We start from the raw sequence: 19,474 nt of genomic DNA on the forward strand, positions 1-19,474 counted from the left end.
TTGTAAAGCAACGTTCACGATTTCTTCGTCAGAGGTTAATTTAGCGGTTGCAAAAGTAGTAATTATTTTTAGTTACTAAAAACTAATTTTAATTATTTTTTAGGTTGATAGTCAGTACAATAGAAAACCCAGAATTTTCTGCTCTCTTTATCATTGATTTTTATAATAATTGGCTCTAGTTCTGCCACATTTTTAAAGTAAGTAGTTAATAAAGGATCTATTGTTCCTAATTTATCTTTATTGTTAAAACGCTTATCAGAATCTATAAAAATGGCATTTTTCCCTTTTAAGGTAGATAAATCGTCCCCTAAATAATCGAAATGCAAAGCTGGTAAACCTATAATGTTTTGTGCATAGACTTTATCATCCATAAAAAAGTTTAAACAGGCAGATGTTTTATAATTATCGTTAGAAAAGATAAAGGTATTTGGATAATTTTCTTGTAATTCTTCAGTTTCAGAGGCTAATTCTTTCCAGCCAACCCAAGTATCATCACTTTTAATTGGTACTAAATAAAAGATAACTTGCAAACTAACAGCAATATGAAAAACAATAGAAATTATAATTTGGGTCTTTAATAATTTTTTATTGATAAACATTCCTGCAATTATAATTCCAGTAACATAAGAAGGCATCATCCAGTTTAATTTTACCCAATAAATAGGAGTAAGAGCAAAAAAGCCAACAAATGTAGGAACAAAAAATGCTAATAAAAATAAGGTTTTCGCTTGCGGAATTTTAAACTTCAACAATGCTCTTTTAATATATTTAAAAGTGAAAGTAATTATTACCAAAAATAAAATAGGTAGTAATAAGAACATTTGATGACCAATGGCTCCAAAGAAGTTTTTTGGAGAAATTTCGAATTTTGTAATTGAACTTGTTCTTGCAGAAGATTGAAAAGCAAACGAAGCAAATTCATTCTGATAATTCCAGTACCAAACAGGAAAAGTAACAGCTACAGAAATAATTATGGAAATCCAAACCCATGGAGAAATTAATAATTTTCTATATTTATTGGAGAATATTAAGAAAGCTAACAACCCAAATTGTAATAAAATCGCTGTGTATTTACTGTTGAATGCCAATCCCATTGCAATTCCTCCAAAAATCCAAAACCATTTTTTCTCTTCGAAAATTGCTTTGTACAAACAAATTAAACTCGAGGTCCAAAATAATAAAAGTGGCACATCTGGTGTTGAATTAAACGAAAGTATGGAAACAAAAATGGTAGATGCAAATAAAAGTAAGGCTCTTTGTTGTTTTCCTTTAGATAAAAAATAACTCGCTAATTTATAAAAACTAAATATAGTTAAAGATGTAATTACAAAATCGGCAAATTTTACTACAAAAACGGAGGTTCCAAAAGCATCTGTAAACGCTCTTAGCATATAACCAATCATCCCTGGATGATCGAAATAAGAGAGCGATAAATTCTGCCCATATAAATAATAGTATGCATCTTGAGGCATTAAACCCATAAATGGTAAGAGAATCAATCTAAATAATTGAAATCCTAAAACCCAGCCAATTGCTTTGTTTTCTTTAAAATAAGCTGTTATTTTTTGAATGCTACTCATCTAATAAATCGGGTCTTATGTTTTTTGTTCTCTCATATGCTTTTTCACTTCTCCAATCATCAATTTTTGGAAAATTTCCAGATAATAAAATCTCAGGAACTTTATTTCCTTCAAAATCGGAAGGTCTTGTGTACACAGGAGGAGACAATAAATTATCCTGAAAAGAATCTGTTAAGGCAGATTGCTCATCACCAATAACCCCAGGAATTAATCGAACTATTGCATCAACTAAAACTGCAGCTGCCAATTCGCCACCAGTTAAAACATAATCTCCAATAGAAATTTCTTTGGTAATAAATACGTCTCTAATTCTTTGATCTACACCTTTATAATGTCCTGTAAGTATTAAAATATTTTCTTTTAAAGAAAGTGTGTTTGCTGTAGATTGATTCAGGGTTTTTGCATCTGGAGTCATATAAATAACTTCGTCATATACTCTTTCTGCTTGTAATTTTCGAATACAATTCGCAATGGGTTCAATCATCATAACCATTCCAGCTCCACCACCAAACTGAGTATCATCAATCTGTTTGTAGTTTCCTAAACCATATTCACGTAAATCGTGAATTATAATTTCTGCCAAGCCTTTTTCTTTAGCACGTTTAACAATTGAATGGTTAAAAGGACTTTCTAATAAATCTGGAGCTACTGAAATAATATCTATTCGCATGTTGCAAATGTAAGTTTTTTAGATAATTTTAAAATCTATTTTTAAAGAGTATTATTTAAACAAAATTACTCAACAGTTAAAATTGTTCTTAATCTAATATCGTTGGAAGATGCTCCAATTAAAATTCTAAAAGTTCCAGGTTCTACAACACGTTCCATTTTTTTGTTTAGCATTGTTAAGGTTTCTGGTGTAATTTTAAAACTTACATTTTTAGATGCTCCTTTTTTAAGATGAATTCGTTCAAAACCTTTTAATTCTAAAATAGGTCTTGCTACAGATGCAAACTCGTCTCTAATATAAAATTGAACAACTTCATCTCCATCAAAATTACCAGTATTTGTTATTTTACAAGTAACAGTTGTAGTTTCTGAAGGGTTTATAGTGTTTTTATCAAGTTGAATATCACTATATGTAAAGTTTGTATAACTCAAACCAAAACCAAAAGGAAACAATGGTTTTCCAGTAAGATTTACATAATCGTCTCCTCTTCCTGTAGGTTTGTGATTATAATATAAAGGCACTTGCGACTCGTGAATTGGAAATGTAACAGGCAATCTTCCAGCAGGATTGTAATCTCCAAAAAGTACATCTGCAACTGCATTTCCACCTTCATCTCCAGGATACCAAACATCTACAATTGTAGGAACTTCATGAATCCAATTTTGCATAGTAATTGCACTTCCACCAATTAATAATACAACTGTTGGTGTGCCTGTTTTTGCGACAGCTTTAATTAATTCTTCTTGATGCCCAGGTAATGTTAAATAAGCACGATCTCTAAATTCGCCTTCTTCAATTCCTACACAAACTACTGCTACTTCTGCGTTTTTTGCGATTGAAACTGCATTTGATATTTCTTGTTCCCAAGTATCTTTAATACCAGCATTCCAAAGTAATTTAAACCAAACATTTCCAGTGGTTTCATAAAATTCTACTTTAAGATCGTAGGTTTTATCTTTTTGAAATTTGTATGGTTTTGTAATTTGTTGAACGGTTTGTTTTTTCCAATTATCAATAATAAGTTCGTTGTTAATATATAATCTGTAACCATCATCACCCTTAATACCAATATCTATCGTTCCAGATTCTGGTGCGACTAATTTCCCTGTCCATCTTGCGGAATAATAATCGTAATTAATTTTACTTTGATCTGGAGAAAAAAGCGTCCAACGAAAATCAATTTTTTCATCAATTCTAGATAATGCAGGTTCTCCTTCAAGATCGATATTATTAAAATAATCTGCTTTTAAACCTGGTTTTTTCTCATTATTGTCAAGATGAAATAAATTTTCTTTAGGAACTGCCACAAAATCTTCGGTAATCATTTCAGTACCTTTTGCATACTTTACATTTACTGAATTGCCTACTTTGTTTTTAATTCCTTTTAAAATACTAACAGGATTATTTCCTGGGCCAGAGTAACCTCCTAAACGTGCAGCATCTGCATCAGGACCAATCACTGCAATAGATTTAATATCTTTTTTAAGTGGAAGTGTTTGGGTTTCATTTTTAAGTAAAACAATAGATTCTAAAGCGGCTGTTTTTGCTAAACCTTTATTATTTACAACACTATTATTTTTTTCTAAATCTGTAACACTTACATACGGATTTTCAAATAAACCTAATTTAAATTTTGCATATAATACACGTCTTACAGCTTCGTTAATGGCTTTTTCGTCTATCATTCCTTTTTCGAAAGCTTCGTAAAAAAGCGGATAATGATTGTATGAAGTTTGAAAAATAACATCCAATCCACCTTCAATCGCTTGTTGGGTAGATTCTGCATAATCTTTCGCTGTAAAGTGAAGTACGTTTGCACCTCCAGTTGCACCAGCATCCGAAATTACAAATCCGCCAAAACCCCAATCTTTTTTAAGTTTTTCATTTAGAACTGCATTATTTGCAGAGGCTTGTGTACCATCAATAGAATTATAGGAAGTCATAATAGACCAAGCTTTTCCTTCTTGAACACTGGCTTTAAAAGCAGGATAATAAATTTCTTCTAAAATACGTTCGTTAAAATGAATAGGGTAGGAGTCTCGACCTCCATCACCAACATTGGCAACAAAATGTTTTGGTGTGGTAATTACGCCACGTGTTTCGAAAGCAGAGATATAAGAAACTGCCATTCTCGAGGTTAAAAAAGGATCTTCTCCATAGGTTTCTTCGACACGTCCCCATCTTACATCTCTTGCGATATTAATTACTGGAGATAAAGTTTGTCGAATTCCACGCGCTTTTACTTCAATTGCAATTGCAGCAGCAACAGTATCCATTAATTTGGTGTTAAAAGATGCTGCTAAACCAATAGATTGTGGAAAAGCGGTTGCGTCTTCACGAATTAAACCATGCAGAGCTTCATCGAAAGGAATAATAGGAATGCCAAGTCTTGTTTCATTAATAAAATGTTTTTGCATGTCATTAATAAGAATTGCGGTTTCTTTTGCAGTTCCTCCACCAGAATAATCTAAAATTTGTTCTGCTCCATTTTCAGATGAACCTTTTGTTGAAACTTGAAAGCCAAAAATACCATGCTTATATTTTTCTTTTCCTTCAGATAAATCTCCTGGAATCATAAAAAGTTGCCAGAACTTTTCTTCTAAAGTCATTCTTGGTAATAAATCTGCAACACGTTCGTCTATGGACGCATCTGGGTTTTTATAAATAAATTTATCTTCTTGATTACAAGAAATAAATAATAAAAATGCTGAAAATACAATTACAATTTTCTGGGTTGAATACATTTTTTATTAATTTTTGGTGGTTGATTTGGTTTTTATGAAATTGATAAAAATGTTATTTCAAATATTTTTAGCAATTGAGTTCTGCTAATTTATTAGAAATTAAACTAGTAGACAAAAGAAGTTAATTAACTATTATAGTAAAAGGTATAGCATATTTTACGCTAACAGGTTTTCCTTTTTGGTAACCAGGTTTTATTTTTGGTAACCTTCTTATTACATTTATTACTTCATCTACAATTTCTGGATGAGGAGCTTTCACTCTAATATCTTCTGACTTTCCTTCTTTATTAACTTTAAAATTTATGAGAATTCTTTTTCTACCAGTTGATAAACCAAGTTTTTTAGGTAATTTAGAATCAAAAGTCCTTGCAAAATGACGTTGCACACCTTTACTAAAACATTTTTTTGCATTTGAAATGCTTTCAGACTTTTCACATCCTGGAAAGATAGGAATAGTTTCTTCGCCGAATTTTTTTAAAGTTTCTACGATGGTTTTACCATTTTTATAAGTTAAAATAGTTGTAAAATAATTCGCTAAAGTGTTTCTTTTTTCTAAATTTAATTGTGTATTTAGGTATTCTTTAAAAAGCTTAATAATTTTATTTTCTAAGCTATAGGAGCGAGCATTAGTTTTAATATTAATAGGTTTTCCGTTTTTATCAATTTCAAAATTTAGATATAGGTTTTTATTAATTCTGTTTAATCCAGAATTTCCAATATATTTTGCCTCTAATCTTTCTGTTATAAATTTTGTGAATTCGTTTGTTGAGCTTGCCTTATTATTTGAAATTTCATCAGCATTTAAAAAAATATTTTTATTATTTGTGGATGGATAAAAGGTATAATTATAGACAGTTGGTTTTCCATTTATTTTGGCAGGACTATTAAAAAGAGGAAAGTTACTTGTAACTCCTGAGAATAAATCTAAATTTTCACCTTTTAAAAGAATTAGCTTTCCTTTTTTATTAACTCTTAATTTTGCCTTTAAACTTTTCGTTTTCTTTTTAGCAATATTAACAGCGGAAGAGTCTAAATTTCTATTAAAAAAGTTCTTTATTTCTAAATTTATACAGCTTTTTATGTCTTTATAATATTCCAAATCTGTACAAGGCTCACAAACAGGAAGTGTTTCTTCAATAATAATGGAGCTACAATAAATAATATTTTCGTATTGAACTGTACTTGCAATAATTTGAAACGAATATCTTTTTTTGGTATCTAAAGCTCCTAAATTTAATTTTTCTATTGGAAAATCTAAAAGTGCTTTTTTAATAGTATTGCTAAGTTCTTTATTTACTTTAAAACTAGTACTTATATCATAAGGTTCGCCTAATGTATTCACATAAAAAAATACATTAAGAGTATATGTTGCTTTAGGGTACTTAATATTTTTAAGTAATCTAAAAGGAATTGCATTTTTAAAATGAAGAGATAATTCGTTTTTCGGATTAGGATTAGAATTTTTTAAATAGTCGAAATTATTTTTTTGAGAAAAACCTTCAATTGAAAGTAATAATAATACAATAAGTGTCAGTTTTATTTTCATTGCTAATAATTTTTATTCTTCTAAGCTAATATGAAACAAAGCATCTCCTTTATTTACAATTGGAGTTTGGTTTACACAGAAAATATGACAATTATCTGGTGCGTAAATTTTCTTTTTAAATTCCCCAAAAGGATCCTGTATAACACCTAAAACTTCTTTCTTTTTAACAAATGCACCATTTCTTACTCTAATTTGGAACATTCCAGAGTGTTGTGCTCTTAACCATTTTGCTTTTTTCACATAAACAGGTGTCGCTTTTACACTTAATTCTCCTTCTATTAAACCTAAACGAATTAAAACATTTTTAGTTCCATTTACACCTTCGTTTATTACTGTTGGGTTTAATTCCTTTGATTTCCCTCCTTCAAAAAGTAAAATAGTTTTATCCATTTTGTTTAAAGTATCTCTTAAAGATTTTGCAATATTATTCGAAAAAACAATCATTGGAGGGTTAAAAACTTTGGCTAATTCCAAAGCTTTTTCATCATCTTTACTACAACGAATTTGCGAAATATTATCACGCTCACCACCACCTGTATGAAAATCTATTACATAATCTACATGTGGTGCAATTTCTTTGGTAAATTGATATGCAAATTGACTTGCCAAAGAACCAGATGCAGAGCCTGGGAACATTCTGTTTAAATCTCGACCATCAGGAAATTCTCTAGTCTGAATTAAATATCCGAAGATATTAAAAACAGGAATACAAATAATTGTTCCGTTTTTTGGCTTGTTAATTTTTTGATTTATAATTTCTCTAATGATGCCAACTCCATTGGTTTCATCTCCATGAATTCCTGCTAATAATAAAACGACAGGGCCCGGATTTGTAGATCGTTCTATAATTACAGGAACATTTACAGTAGTTCTTGTATGTAATTTTGCTACTTTTAAATCTAAAACAGTACGTTCTCCTTCAGGAATTTCTTTTCCTAAAAGAATAAAAGGTTTACTCGACATGAATCTCTAAATATCTAATAATTTCTTTGGCAATATTTTTACCTGTTGCAATTTCTATGCCTTCTAATCCAGGCGAAGAGTTTACTTCTAATACTAATGGTCCTTTAGAAGATTGTAACATATCTACACCAGCAACTCCTAAACCTAATGCTTTGGTTGCTTTTAAAGCTGTTTTTTCTTCTTCGTCTGTTAATTCTATTACAGTTGCATTTCCACCTCTATGAAGATTAGAACGGAATTCCCCTTCTTTTCCTTGACGTTTCATTGCTCCAATTACTTTTCCATCAACCACAAAAGCTCTAATGTCTGCACCACCAGCTTCTTTTATAAATTGTTGTGCGATAACTCTTGCTCCTAATCCGTTAAAAGCTTCTAAAACTGAAGTTGCAGCATTTTTTGTTTCTGCTAGAACAACTCCTAAACCTTGTGTGCCTTCTAATAATTTTAAAACTAATGGAGCACCACCAACCGATTCTACTACATGTTCTACGTCTTTTGTGTAATTTGTAAAAACTGTTTTTGGTAAACCAACACCAGCTCTAGCTAAAATTTGTAAACTACTTAATTTATCTCTAGATCTTGTTAATGCTTGTGAAGAAACAGATGTAAAAACCTTCATCATTTCAAACTGACGAATTACTGCAGTTCCATAAAATGTTACAGAAGCTCCAATACGTGGAATAATTGCATCGATATTTGTTATATACTCTCCTTTATAATGAATTTTTGGAGATTTTTTTTCGATTTCTATATTGCATTTTAAATGATCTACCACCATTACTTCATGTCCGCGTTTTTCTGCAGCTTCTACTAATCTACTTGTAGAGTACAATTTCGGATTTCTCGATAAAATTACAATTCTCATTTGTTTTTGTTTTTTAATTTGTGTGATAAATCTTTCTTAGCAGTATCTATCACAAATTTTTTATTTAAAAATTTTCTTCCAAGTAAAATAGGAAATTTCATGTCTTTACGCTCACTTAAAGTCAAGTAAATGGGATACGTTTTATTAAAAATTACAATTTCTGTAAGAACCATAAAACGCATTTCAGAAATTCCATTTGAACTTTTTACAATTTTAGAGGCATAATTTTTAAACTTAAATTCTTTATTATTATAAAATGGATGTTCTGGATCTAAAAGTGTAAATTGTATAAAAGGTTGACTATTTATAGAGATTTCCTTAATATTAGAACAATGTATGGAAGATGTATACGCACCAGAATCTACTTTCAAATCAATTTCTGAAAGTGATAATTCAGGAAAATCTGCCTTGTCTGAACGACCAATCGTAATTTTCATTTAAAAACTTTAATAGAATACAAAACTAATGATAGTTATTTTAATTATTAGTTAAATGAAATAATTTCTTACATTTTAAGTTAAAATAGTCTTTATTTAAAAGAGGGCATGATTTTTTCTCATATTTATGAAATAAATAATATATATATTTGATTAATATTAAAATTTGAAATTATGAAAAACGTTAAAATAATTTTTCTACTTTTTGTTGCAACATTCATAACTTCTTGTAGTTCTTCTGATGATGATAATTTAATATCAAACCTAACAGTTTCTGGAACTATAGACACAAACGCATTAATAAGTCTTAATGGAAACGATGCTACAGCATTGGTTTTTTTTAATGGTAAACCTGCTGCAACTTTTGTAACTGAAGCAGGAGTTGGAGATGAAGTTTCTTATAAAATTAATAGTTCTTCCGCCAATGTGGAAATTGTAATTATTGATTTTTTCTATACTTCTGGAAATAGAGAATTTTGGACAAATGGAATAGAAATTTTTGTTGATACAAAATCTACACCAACAGTTGCGGCTTTAAAAGTTAAAAGCGGAGTTGCAGGAGATGAAGTAAAATTTGGTTTTACTTTTGCTCTTAAAACAAACGGAGTATTAGATTTAAATACTACTTATATTGTAGATCCAAAGATTAAAATTAGATCATAAAATAATTATTAGTGAGAAATAAAATTTTTATAAAAAAAATACATCATTTAAAAACCTATTTAATAGTAGGTTTTTTTTGTATGTTTTATGGAACTATTTTTTCTCAAAACCAAAAAATAAGTGACAGTTTAAAAATAGAATTAAAAGAGAACAGTTACACCAAAATAGAAAAACTAAAAATTTTAGAAGACATTGCTTTTGAAGAAACAAATGCCGAAGAAATAATAATTTATAGTAATTTACTCATAAAAAATGCAAAAGAAATAGATTCCATAAGACTGGAATATTCTGGTTATTTTCAATTAGGAAATGCCTATAGATTAAAAAGTGATTTAAAACAAGCCCTAGAAAATTATTTTGTAGCTCTAAAAATTACTGTAGATATGCAAGCTATTCCTAAACAAGCAAAAGTTAAAATAGCGATTGCAGATGCATATTCTATAATGGGAGATAGTAAAAATGCTGTAAGTTATTATAGAAATAGTATCAATTTACTTAAAAATGAGAAAGAAGAATTTAGAATCGATTTAGCTTCTGCTCAATTAAATTTAGGTGACGAATATTTTAATCAGCAAAAATTAGATTCTGCTTTGTTTTATTTTAATGAATCTGGAAAACTTTTTAAAGCTGCAGATTATAAAATTGGCGAAGCTTATAACTTAGGGAATGTTGGTTTGGTTTATGCCGAAAAAGGTCAACATACAAAGGCCGAGAAAAACCTTAATGAAGCTATAAAGGTTTTAACGGAAAATGAAGATTATTATCCAATTTGTGTTTATTTAAATGCAATAGCAGATATTTATTATGATAAAAATGAAGTAAGAAAAGCATTACAATTTGCTAATAGAAGTTTAAAATTAGCAAAAGAATATGGTTTAAAAGAACAGATTAGAGATGGTTATTTAAAACTTTCTACTATTTATGAAAAGATTGGCCAGTATAAAAATTCTTTTAAATTGTATAAAAAACATATTTCCTATAGAGATAGTGTAAATAATATTACTGTTGTCCAGGAAGTTGCGAATGCAAAAACAAAATACGAAATTACTTTAGCGAAAGAAAAAGCAAAGTTTCAATTAGAGAAAAAACAAACGGAGGTAGATTTATTAAATCAAGAAAAGAAAACACAAAATAGTATTGCTACTGCTATTGGTTTGGCGCTTTTACTAATTATATTATTAGCTTTTTCTCTATATAAGAGAAATAAATATGTAGTAAAAACAGGTAAAATTATTCAAGAAGAAAAAAACAGATCGGATATTTTATTGCGCAATATTTTACCTGCAGAAACTGCAAAAGAGTTAAAAGAAAAAGGAAGTGTAAAAGCGAAAAAATTCGACTGTGTTTCTGTAATGTTTACAGATTTTAAAGGATTTACAGAGTTTTCTGAAAGCTTATCTCCAGAAGAATTGGTAAAAAGTATCGATTTCTACTTTTCTAAATTTGATGAAATTATTGAAAAATATGGTTTAGAAAAAATAAAAACTGTTGGAGATGCCTATATGTGTGCAGGAGGATTGCCTTTTCCAAGTGAAATTCATCCATATAAAATTGCATTAGCGGCATTAGAAATTATAGATTTTGTAAAAGAAACCAATAATATAAACGATAAAAAAACAGCTTTAGAAATTCGTGTTGGAATAAATACAGGATCTGTAGTGGCTGGAGTTGTTGGTACTAAAAAGTTTGCTTACGATATTTGGGGAGACACTGTAAATTTGGCAAGTAGAATGGAAAGTTCTGGTGAGGTTGGCCGAATTAATATTAGTGAAAGTACTTATAATATATTGTCGAAATATAAAGAATTAAAATTCGAGTTTAGAGGTAAAATTGAAGTGAAAGGAAAAGGGAAAGTAAAAATGTACTTTGTAGATAAAATTTCTTAAAAACCATTTTTTCTGATGATTTCCAACTCATCAAAAGTAAAAATATTATTGCTATAAAGGGCATGTAATTCGTCTGAAACTGTTGCGTTAAAAAGTATTAAATCGTCTGTATTTACTGTTAATTTTATGCCTTTATCAAATAACTTTCTAATAGGATGATTTTTAATATTAGAGACAGCTCCCAAAGAAATATTACTAGTCGGACAAATATTTAAACGAATATTTCTTTCCAAAATCAAATCCATTGTTTTTTCTGATTGCACAGCATTTATTCCATGTTGTAACTCATCTGGGTTTAATAAATTTATGGTTTCTTCAATAGATTTATAATTAGTAAATTCCCCAATATGAGCTTTTGTTTTTAGCTTATTTTTTTTGGCAATTTCAAATATTTCTTTAAATGGTCTCAAATTTTTATTAGCCTCTTTTCCATAAATATCAATACCGCTAAAAATGCCACTATTTATACATCTTTCTGTGTATAGAAAGACTTTGTCTATTGGTAAATCTTTGTTAATTCCAATATCTGGTTTAAAATCTATTTGAGATTTATATTTTTTTATTATTCTTTTTATTTCTTCAATTACATTATCTATAGAATCATCAAAAAAACGTGCTAAATTAACATCTACACTTGCTTCTAGAAGTGTAATATTATCTTCTATAGAGCTTTCTACTGCAATTTCCATAAAATTAACAACATCTTCTTTAGTAAGCATTATAAGATTCAAATGCCCATAAATAAAGTCAATCATTGCAGGTAAACCATCAAAATTTTTAGGAAAAGAAATCCTAGATTTTGGGTATTTTTCTAATATTTTTTTTTGAGAACCTCCTAAATGAAAATGATTATGAACATCTGCTTTTGGCAATTTTAAAAAAGAGTCTTTTGTGTAGTTCATAGTTAAATAAAACTATCTAAAATTTGCAATAGCAGCTTCTGCACAACGTTCTCCATCCATAGCAGCAGAAATAATTCCACCTGCATAACCTCCACCTTCGCCACAAGGAAATAAACCTTCTATTTCTGTATGTTCTAAATTTTCTTTTCTTGGAATATTTACAGGAGAAGATGTTCTGGATTCAACCCCTACAATATTTGCTTCATTTGTAAAATAACCATGCATTTTTTTTCCAAATTCAGGAAAACCTTTTCGTAATCTACTCCCAATAATTCTTGGTAAAAGAGAGTGTAGTGGAGCCGATTTTAAACCTGGTTGATACGAAGTTTCATTTAAATCTGATGAGATTTTTCCATCTACAAAATCTACCAATCTTTGTGCTGGAGCAGTTTGTGTTCTTCCGCCAGCAAAAAAAGCAATTTTTTCTAAATCTTTTTGAAATTCCAATCCTTTTAATTCACCAAATTTCTCGTATTTCTTAAAATCTTGCTTGATATCTAATTCAACAACAATTCCTGAGTTTGCAAATTTATTATTCCTTCTTGAAGGAGACATTCCATTCACAACAACTTCGCCATTTGTAGTTGCTGCAGGAACTATAAATCCTCCAGGACACATACAGAATGAATAAACACCTCTATTATTTACTTGATTTACCAAACTGTAAGCTGCAGCTGGCAATAATTCGTCTCTTTCGCCTGAACAATTATACTGAATTTGATCGATAATTTCTTGCGGATGTTCTACACGAACTCCCATTGCAAAAGACTTTGCTTTAATTGCAATTTCTTTTTTATGTAATAATTCATAAATATCTCTTGCTGAATGCCCTGTCGCTAAAATAACAGCATTTGCTGTTATTTCTTCTCCATTTTGAAGTTGAATTGCTTGTAGTTTATTATTTTTAACTACAAAATCGATAACTTTCGTTTCAAAATGAATTTCGCCACCAAATTTTAAAATGTTTTCACGAATATTTTGAATGATTTTTGGTAATTTATTGGTTCCAATATGTGGATGCGCATCTACCAAAATTTGTTCTGTTGCTCCATGGAAAACTAAGTTTTCGAAAATTCTACGAACATCTCCACGTTTTAAACTTCTAGTATATAATTTTCCATCAGAATAGGTTCCTGCTCCACCTTCTCCAAAACAATAATTGGAATCTTCATTTACAAAATGGTCTTGATTAATTGCTTTTAAATCTCTACGTCTGTCTTGTACATTTTTTCCTCTTTCTAAAACTACAGGTTTGTAACCTAATTCTATACAACGCAAAGCGGCATACATTCCTGCAGGACCAAAACCAATAATATGTACTTCTTTAGCTTTTGAAACATCTTTATATTCAAAAACATAATCCGATTTTTCTGGAATTTTTTCATTAATATAAACAGCAACTTTATAATTAAAGATGATGTCTTTTTTACGAGCATCAATAGATTTTCGCAAGATTTTAACTGCGGAAATCTCTTTTTTATCCACTCCTAATTGTTTAGAAGCTTTGTAGAGCAAAATATTTTCTTTACGTTCTTCTATTAAATTTACTCGAAGCTGAATTTCTTTAATCATTTGGCAAAAGTAATTAAATTAAAAATAGTTTTGTGTTAGAAATTTTAGAGGTTTTTTAAGTATTAGTTATGGTTCTGTGGATAATTTTAATTTCTTGAAAAGAAACTAAAAATATCCAATAAAATAAGAAAAATGGAGAATACATTAAGTTTTATAAATATTATTATAAAAGAAAAAAAAATCTTTTTCAATAAATGATTTTATATACTTCCAAAGTAATTACCAATTCCACTTAATATGCTTTGTACAGCATAAGAAGCTAAAATTAGTCCCATAACTTTACTTAAAACTGTAATTCCATAATTTCCAATTCTCTTTTGTAAATGATTTGCTGTTAAGAGAATTAAGCAAGTTATTCCAATAACAAGTAATACAATTCCAGTAGTTATAGCTTGTTGTTTAATTGTGTATATATGATTGTTTGTCATTAAAACTACAGCCATAATAGCTCCAGGGGAAGCAATTGAAGGAATAGCGATAGGAAATATTGTAACATGTTTATAATCTGTAATTCGACTTTTTTCCTGTTCAGGTTTACCATCTCCAAAAATCATAGTTAATGCAAACAAAAAAAGAATTACACCTCCAGAGATTTGAAATGCATCCAATGATACAGACATTCCTTCTAAAATTAATTGTCCAATTACAATAAAAAAAAGCAATATTAAAAAAGCCATTATAGATGCTCTTATAGCTATTTTCTTTTTGTAGACTAAATCAAATTCTTTGGTTGCCTCTAAATAAACTGGAATTGATCCAATTGGATCTATTACTGCAAAAACAAAAAATATTGTTGTTAAAATTTCTGCCATTATTTTATTCTTTTTGCATGCGTTGTAAAAGACAAACCTTGTTGCCCCATAGTCGAGGTCATTATTCCTTCGAATAAAGGTTCTGGACAATTTTTTGGTATTTTCCACTCTATAATAAAGTTTGAGCCTGTTCCTCCAGAAATATCGAGTTCATCAATAATAATCTCTGTAGTTTCCATTGGTGCTAAATATATTGGTGAGTCAAAATATTTTCTAACAGATTTCCCATGAGTGTCATAATATTCTGCTCTTAAAAGATAAATAGTGTCTAGTTCACTAGTGTTTCTCATACTTAACATAGATGTTAAGTTGTGAGTCCTGTGCTCTGTATTACTGTAAATTTGAGAGTAAATCGACAAATAAGATTTTCCAAATTCAAGCGAATCTTTTGATGTAATATTTACAGTTCGCTTAGACCAATTCTCGGAATTAATAGAACTAATCTCTTGTTTTTCTTTGCAACTAAAAAATAATATAATAATTATTATGCTTAAAAATTTTATTTTCATTTTAGTAGGTTTTATTTCAAAATGTGAGGATAACTTTAATTTAGCCTTTTTCGTAAGCTAAAACTCGAAGTTACTGAACCAAGTTCAGCACAAATAGCGAAGTTAAATTTTTATAAATTTATAAACAAGCAAAACTAGCTTTTGTAATTATTAAATCTGTTTATTTTTTAATGAATATTACAAACTAATTAATAGTACTTTTGCTAAGATAAAAAAAAATACGACCACATTAAAATAATTTTAATGTGGTCGTATTTTTTAAATTTAGTTTTCTATTAGATTCCTAGTTCAATATTAATTTTTCAGTAAACTTGTGGTTAGAATTATAAATTACCAAATTGTATATTCCAACTTTCGTATTTATTTTTAAAAGATTCTCACCTGGTTGTAAGGTTGCTTGACTCATTTTTTGACCTAATAAGTTATAAACAATTAATGTTGATGCCTCCCAGTTTATGGGAATATTTATAGATACCCCATCTTTCTTTGTTGATGGATTTGGATAAATTTCTGGTTTGCTTTTATCTTTAATTTTACTTACAGATAAAGGAGTAACTACGTTATTTGAAAGTGTAAACTGAGAAAAGGAATGTACATCTAACCCTGTTGTAAAAGAAATTTTAATATTTGTTCCATCTGAGCCAGATATAGCATCTCCTGTATCTAAAACAGTGCCCCAGCCACCAAAAGTATTGCTTTCTCTTTTATATAAATTATAATCACTTGCAACAGTATTTGTGAAATTTTCGTTGTCAGTAAAACTCATATTTGTTATCGGCGTAAAATTTTTATTTTGCCCATAATTATTAATAATATAATAAGATTTGAAATCTTGTAAATTATCTGGGAGTCCAATTGGATTTATAGTACTTTTAGAAACCCAAACATCTCCATTCGGAAGTTGTCCATTAGCAAAAGTCATTGAAACTCCTGTTGTACTAAAATCTTTTAGTCCCGCTGAATTTATATTTACTTTTTCACTTACTCCACTAAAAACAGGAGCAGAGGAATTAGTGTGGCTAGAGGCTGTGGATCCTAAATATGTTAACGGATTTGAGTTTTCTGTTTTATTTACAGAAATATTCCCTGTAGCTTCATTAAATTGATAATAAGCCACTAACCCTGTACGTATTGGATTTGAGGTATCGCTTTTTGTTAAATGTCTCCACTCTCTAATCTCATCTTTAGATAAAGGTCTGTTCCAAATACTAACCTCGTCTATTTCCATATTTGTATACCTAGAGGAATAACCATTCCCATAACGACCTAAGTTTATTTTTGAAAATACCTCGGATGAAATTGCTGTCTCTCTAATACTTTCTTCGCCATTCACATATATTTTTACATCTGTTCCATTACTTACTAATGCAACATGCGACCATTCGTCTGCAGGTGCTATTAAACCAGATGACCAGTACCAGATTGGGTGGTAGCCAATTGTATTGTTTCCAGAAACAAAATTTAGTCCAAATGGACTTCCAGATTGAGTCATAAAAATACCACTATAATCTTCTTGAATACCATTTGGCTTAATCCATGCCGAGAACGTGAATGAATTTTTATTCACATTTAAATTATCAATTAACAAGTGATCAGAATTAGTTGCACCAGAAAGTTTGGCAACATTGCCAGGAACTTTTTCTGGGGTTGCATCACCACATTGGCTAGCTACTTCTATAAAATTAGTTAAAGTTTGTGAACTAGTTCCTGTAGCGTCAGTTACAGTTAAAGTAACGCTATAAGTACCATCTGCGGCATTTTTATAAGAAACTTCTGGGTTTTCTAATGTAGAGGTTGATGGTGTTCCTCCTGGAAAACTCCAAGACCAAGTAGCTGAAGCATTTCTTACAACAGAATAATCTTTAAACTGAACCATTTCTATTGCAGGACAATTTACCTTAGAAGTACTAGCTGAAATTAAAGCGTTTACGGGACTTGTTTCGTATAAATCGTGAGTAAAAGCTCCACGAGATGTTCCAATTTTAAGTTTTCCTTGATTATAATTTATAAACATATTTCTTATGTCTGCCATAGGCAATCCATTTCCTAACAATTCCCAATTTTGCATTGTATTATTTCTGTAATAAATACCACCTTTACCACCAACATAAACACCACCATTGGAGCCTCTTTGAAAAACTATTTTTGTTAATGGAAATGTTGTAAGATTAGATTGTGTAATATTGGTGTAAGTTGCTCCGTAATCTATAGATTTTAATACTTTACATGCATTTTGAACTCCACTATAAGTTATCCAAACTTCGTTAGGGTTTTCATCTCCAACTGCAATATCGGATATATTTGTTTGGCCAGACGATTCTGTACTTGTAGGTGTAACGTCTTTCCAAGTAATTCCAGCATCTGCAGTATACCATAATTTATTATTTGTTAAACCAACAACAACATACATATGATCTGGGTTTTTCATTGAGATTTTTTCTCTAAAAACTTGATCGTTAAAGGTTTTTACAATTGAAATAGTATTACCATTATCTTCAGTTTTAATAAGTGAGTTTTTCCAAACTCCCAAATTAGGATTGTTCTGAGGATAAGTACCAGCATGATGCGTAATAATTGTATAGTAATTGTTTGGATGAAATTCAATATTATTAAAATAAGAGTAAATACCACCAACATCTAAAAAGTTAGATTGATTTTCAAGAGTGTGAACTCCAGTTCTAAAATATCTGTAATTACTATACCCTTGACTATAAATATATCTATCATCTAAAGGGTTTACATCTGTGTTACCTTGGTCTGCACCTGTACCATTATACCAATCGAAACCGTTACCAGACTCTTTAATCATTACTGGGCCATGGTTATTTCCAGAAGCAACGATATCAGTTTTAAAAGCACTACCAAATCCCCAAAGTTCGTGATTACTAATGCTATTTGTTACAGTTGGCATTGTGTTACCATCGTTTGTCGTAAGTGCAGATTCACCATCCGAACCAACTAAAATTTTGTTGCTAACCACATCTATAGAACGTATATCACTATGTGTTTCAGTAGCAGAATCCGTAAAAGTTACTCCATTGTCTGTAGAAATGTGAATTATTTTTTGGCTGTATGTACCGTAAACAATTTTATTATGATTGTTTCTGTCCATCGTTACATCTCCATGATGTTGTGTATTTTTACCTGTACCCGGAATCATATTAGTTCTAACATTTTCTTGAGCACCAGTAGTTGCATTTAGTTTATATAAATGAACTGCTTGATGTCCATACGCATTGGCTCCACTTCCTACAGCCACATAAATTGAATTAGTATCTGAAGTTGGAGTAAATATTTTTGCCCAACCCACAGATTGACCTGTTGCATTCGAAGCTAATGTTAAGGTTGAAGCTAAAGAAAATGAAGCTCCAGAATTGTTTGAACGATGCAATAAAACCTGGTTATTGTGGTTTGTACTAACAGAATAAACTACGTTAGTAGAATTTGCGCTCCATTCTATCATTTCACTATGTTCTGAGCTATCCCAAGTTTGATGATTTCTAAGACCTGTAATTACTGAATTCCAGGTAATTCCACCATCTGTAGTTCTATAAATTTTGTCTCCAATTCTAGCTATTACTGTATTTGGGTTTGAAGTTGAAACAGCAATGTCATAAAATTTACCTGAATAAGAAGAAGAAACCATTGTTGTTGGCAACCAATTTAAACCACCATCAATAGATTTAACAACTTGTTGATTACTAATTGCATATACTATTTGTGGATTTGAGATTGCAACATCTAAATCATTATAAGCAGCATCTGGTAGGTTTGAATCTACTAAAGTCCAATTTGTGCCTCCATCTACGGTCATCCATAAACCACCAGTTACAAATGATACAAACATTTTTTGACTGTTTGTAGGATCAATTCTATTTAGAAAAACATAACCACCATGGTTTCCTCTACCAGAATAACCTGTTTCTGCACTATTTACAGGTCCTAATAAAGTCCAAGTACCTATTAAATTTGTAGATGTTGTATTTACAGTGTTTAAGGGAGAATTATAGCTATTTGTTTCTAAAGTTGGTTCAGGTTGTACGTTTCCTTTTTTGTCTAAATAAAATAATCTTGTTTTTAACCAGCTTTCTCCTAGAGATCTTGGTTTACTTTTTTCCCATTGATGTTTACCGAAAAAAGTGTCGTATTGTTTTTTTATGTTGAAGTAATTAGCACCATCTTTCATGTTAGAAAACCAAGGCTGACTTTTATGATGAATTTCATAGTCTAAATCTTCTTTTTCTTTTTTAGTTTCTTGTGCAAAAGCGATTCCAGAAAATAATAACAGGAGTAGGGTAATTTTAAATTTCATGATTTAAATAGAT

The 19,474-nt window shown here is 29.8% G+C and carries 14 protein-coding genes; 2 read left to right on the forward strand and 12 right to left on the reverse strand.

Annotation, left to right across the window (positions count from 1 at the left end):
- Window positions 1-92: 92 nt before the first annotated feature.
- The 7 genes from H9I45_RS15905 to H9I45_RS15935 form a co-directional block, all read right to left on the reverse strand.
- Window positions 93-1,580 (reverse strand): glycosyltransferase family 39 protein, encoded by a 1,488-nt coding sequence (locus tag H9I45_RS15905; protein ID WP_088354143.1) that lies wholly within the window; start codon window positions 1,578-1,580, stop codon window positions 93-95.
- Window positions 1,573-2,250, reverse strand: coding sequence for a tRNA (guanosine(37)-N1)-methyltransferase TrmD (trmD, locus tag H9I45_RS15910; RefSeq protein WP_088354142.1), 678 nt, complete (start codon window positions 2,248-2,250; stop codon window positions 1,573-1,575). The genes H9I45_RS15905 and trmD overlap by 8 nt, the downstream gene beginning before the upstream one ends.
- Before the next feature lie 65 nt (window positions 2,251-2,315).
- Window positions 2,316-4,994 carry a glycoside hydrolase family 3 protein gene (locus H9I45_RS15915; protein WP_088354141.1) on the reverse strand — a complete coding sequence of 893 codons (2,679 nt, stop codon included), beginning with the start codon at window positions 4,992-4,994 and terminating at the stop codon, window positions 2,316-2,318.
- Between the two features lie 121 nt (window positions 4,995-5,115).
- Window positions 5,116-6,540 carry an energy transducer TonB gene (locus H9I45_RS15920; protein WP_088354140.1) on the reverse strand — a complete coding sequence of 475 codons (1,425 nt, stop codon included), beginning with the start codon at window positions 6,538-6,540 and terminating at the stop codon, window positions 5,116-5,118.
- Between the two features lie 12 nt (window positions 6,541-6,552).
- Window positions 6,553-7,503 (reverse strand): succinylglutamate desuccinylase/aspartoacylase family protein, encoded by a 951-nt coding sequence (locus H9I45_RS15925; RefSeq protein WP_088354139.1) that lies wholly within the window; start codon window positions 7,501-7,503, stop codon window positions 6,553-6,555.
- Window positions 7,493-8,368 carry a 30S ribosomal protein S6--L-glutamate ligase gene (gene rimK / locus H9I45_RS15930; protein WP_088354138.1) on the reverse strand — a complete coding sequence of 292 codons (876 nt, stop codon included), beginning with the start codon at window positions 8,366-8,368 and terminating at the stop codon, window positions 7,493-7,495. The genes H9I45_RS15925 and rimK overlap by 11 nt, the downstream gene beginning before the upstream one ends.
- Window positions 8,365-8,805 (reverse strand): ATP-dependent zinc protease family protein, encoded by a 441-nt coding sequence (locus tag H9I45_RS15935; protein WP_088354137.1) that lies wholly within the window; start codon window positions 8,803-8,805, stop codon window positions 8,365-8,367. The genes rimK and H9I45_RS15935 overlap by 4 nt, the downstream gene beginning before the upstream one ends.
- Window positions 8,806-8,979: 174 nt before the next feature.
- On the opposite strand from H9I45_RS15935, the gene H9I45_RS15940 reads away from it, so the two are divergent.
- Both H9I45_RS15940 and H9I45_RS15945 read left to right on the forward strand, forming a co-directional pair.
- Entirely contained in the window at window positions 8,980-9,468 is a 489-nt protein-coding gene (locus tag H9I45_RS15940; RefSeq protein WP_088354136.1) for a hypothetical protein, read from the forward strand.
- A gap of 11 nt (window positions 9,469-9,479) precedes the next feature.
- The gene (locus tag H9I45_RS15945) at window positions 9,480-11,354 is read left to right on the forward strand and encodes an adenylate/guanylate cyclase domain-containing protein (protein ID WP_228454951.1); all 1,875 of its coding nucleotides are present in this window, start codon (window positions 9,480-9,482) and stop codon (window positions 11,352-11,354) included.
- Here H9I45_RS15945 and H9I45_RS15950 read toward each other — a convergent pair.
- From H9I45_RS15950 to H9I45_RS15970, 5 genes are all read right to left on the reverse strand, one after another.
- Window positions 11,351-12,256 carry an amidohydrolase family protein gene (locus H9I45_RS15950; protein ID WP_088354134.1) on the reverse strand — a complete coding sequence of 302 codons (906 nt, stop codon included), beginning with the start codon at window positions 12,254-12,256 and terminating at the stop codon, window positions 11,351-11,353. The two genes, H9I45_RS15945 and H9I45_RS15950, sit on opposite strands and share 4 nt — an antisense overlap.
- A gap of 12 nt (window positions 12,257-12,268) precedes the next feature.
- Window positions 12,269-13,828, reverse strand: coding sequence for an NAD(P)/FAD-dependent oxidoreductase (locus tag H9I45_RS15955; RefSeq protein WP_088354133.1), 1,560 nt, complete (start codon window positions 13,826-13,828; stop codon window positions 12,269-12,271).
- A gap of 200 nt (window positions 13,829-14,028) precedes the next feature.
- Window positions 14,029-14,640, reverse strand: coding sequence for a MarC family protein (locus H9I45_RS15960; RefSeq protein ID WP_088354132.1), 612 nt, complete (start codon window positions 14,638-14,640; stop codon window positions 14,029-14,031).
- Complete coding sequence (locus H9I45_RS15965) at window positions 14,640-15,149, reverse strand: DUF3124 domain-containing protein (protein WP_088354131.1); 510 nt, start codon at window positions 15,147-15,149, stop codon at window positions 14,640-14,642. The genes H9I45_RS15960 and H9I45_RS15965 overlap by 1 nt, the downstream gene beginning before the upstream one ends.
- Before the next feature lie 283 nt (window positions 15,150-15,432).
- Entirely contained in the window at window positions 15,433-19,461 is a 4,029-nt protein-coding gene (locus H9I45_RS15970) for a LamG-like jellyroll fold domain-containing protein (protein ID WP_088354130.1), read from the reverse strand.
- Window positions 19,462-19,474 lie beyond the last annotated feature (13 nt).

This window comes from Polaribacter haliotis, assembly GCF_014784055.1.
In the GTDB taxonomy this organism is placed as follows: Bacteria; Bacteroidota; Bacteroidia; order Flavobacteriales; family Flavobacteriaceae; genus Polaribacter; species Polaribacter haliotis.

Bases quoted from the DNA above. Each gene is read 5' to 3' on its own strand.
- H9I45_RS15940 (WP_088354136.1), top strand. From the start codon at position 8,980: ATGAAAAACGTTAAAATAATTTTTCTACTTTTTGTTGCAACATTCATA.
- H9I45_RS15970 (WP_088354130.1), bottom strand. From the start codon at position 19,461: ATGAAATTTAAAATTACCCTACTCCTGTTATTATTTTCTGGAATCGCT.
- trmD (WP_088354142.1), bottom strand. From the start codon at position 2,250: ATGCGAATAGATATTATTTCAGTAGCTCCAGATTTATTAGAAAGTCCT.
- H9I45_RS15905 (WP_088354143.1), bottom strand. From the start codon at position 1,580: ATGAGTAGCATTCAAAAAATAACAGCTTATTTTAAAGAAAACAAAGCA.
- H9I45_RS15960 (WP_088354132.1), bottom strand. From the start codon at position 14,640: ATGGCAGAAATTTTAACAACAATATTTTTTGTTTTTGCAGTAATAGAT.
- rimK (WP_088354138.1), bottom strand. From the start codon at position 8,368: ATGAGAATTGTAATTTTATCGAGAAATCCGAAATTGTACTCTACAAGT.
- H9I45_RS15935 (WP_088354137.1), bottom strand. From the start codon at position 8,805: ATGAAAATTACGATTGGTCGTTCAGACAAGGCAGATTTTCCTGAATTA.
- H9I45_RS15965 (WP_088354131.1), bottom strand. From the start codon at position 15,149: ATGAAAATAAAATTTTTAAGCATAATAATTATTATATTATTTTTTAGT.
- H9I45_RS15925 (WP_088354139.1), bottom strand. From the start codon at position 7,503: ATGTCGAGTAAACCTTTTATTCTTTTAGGAAAAGAAATTCCTGAAGGA.
- H9I45_RS15955 (WP_088354133.1), bottom strand. From the start codon at position 13,828: ATGATTAAAGAAATTCAGCTTCGAGTAAATTTAATAGAAGAACGTAAA.
- H9I45_RS15915 (WP_088354141.1), bottom strand. From the start codon at position 4,994: ATGTATTCAACCCAGAAAATTGTAATTGTATTTTCAGCATTTTTATTA.
- H9I45_RS15920 (WP_088354140.1), bottom strand. From the start codon at position 6,540: ATGAAAATAAAACTGACACTTATTGTATTATTATTACTTTCAATTGAA.
- H9I45_RS15950 (WP_088354134.1), bottom strand. From the start codon at position 12,256: ATGAACTACACAAAAGACTCTTTTTTAAAATTGCCAAAAGCAGATGTT.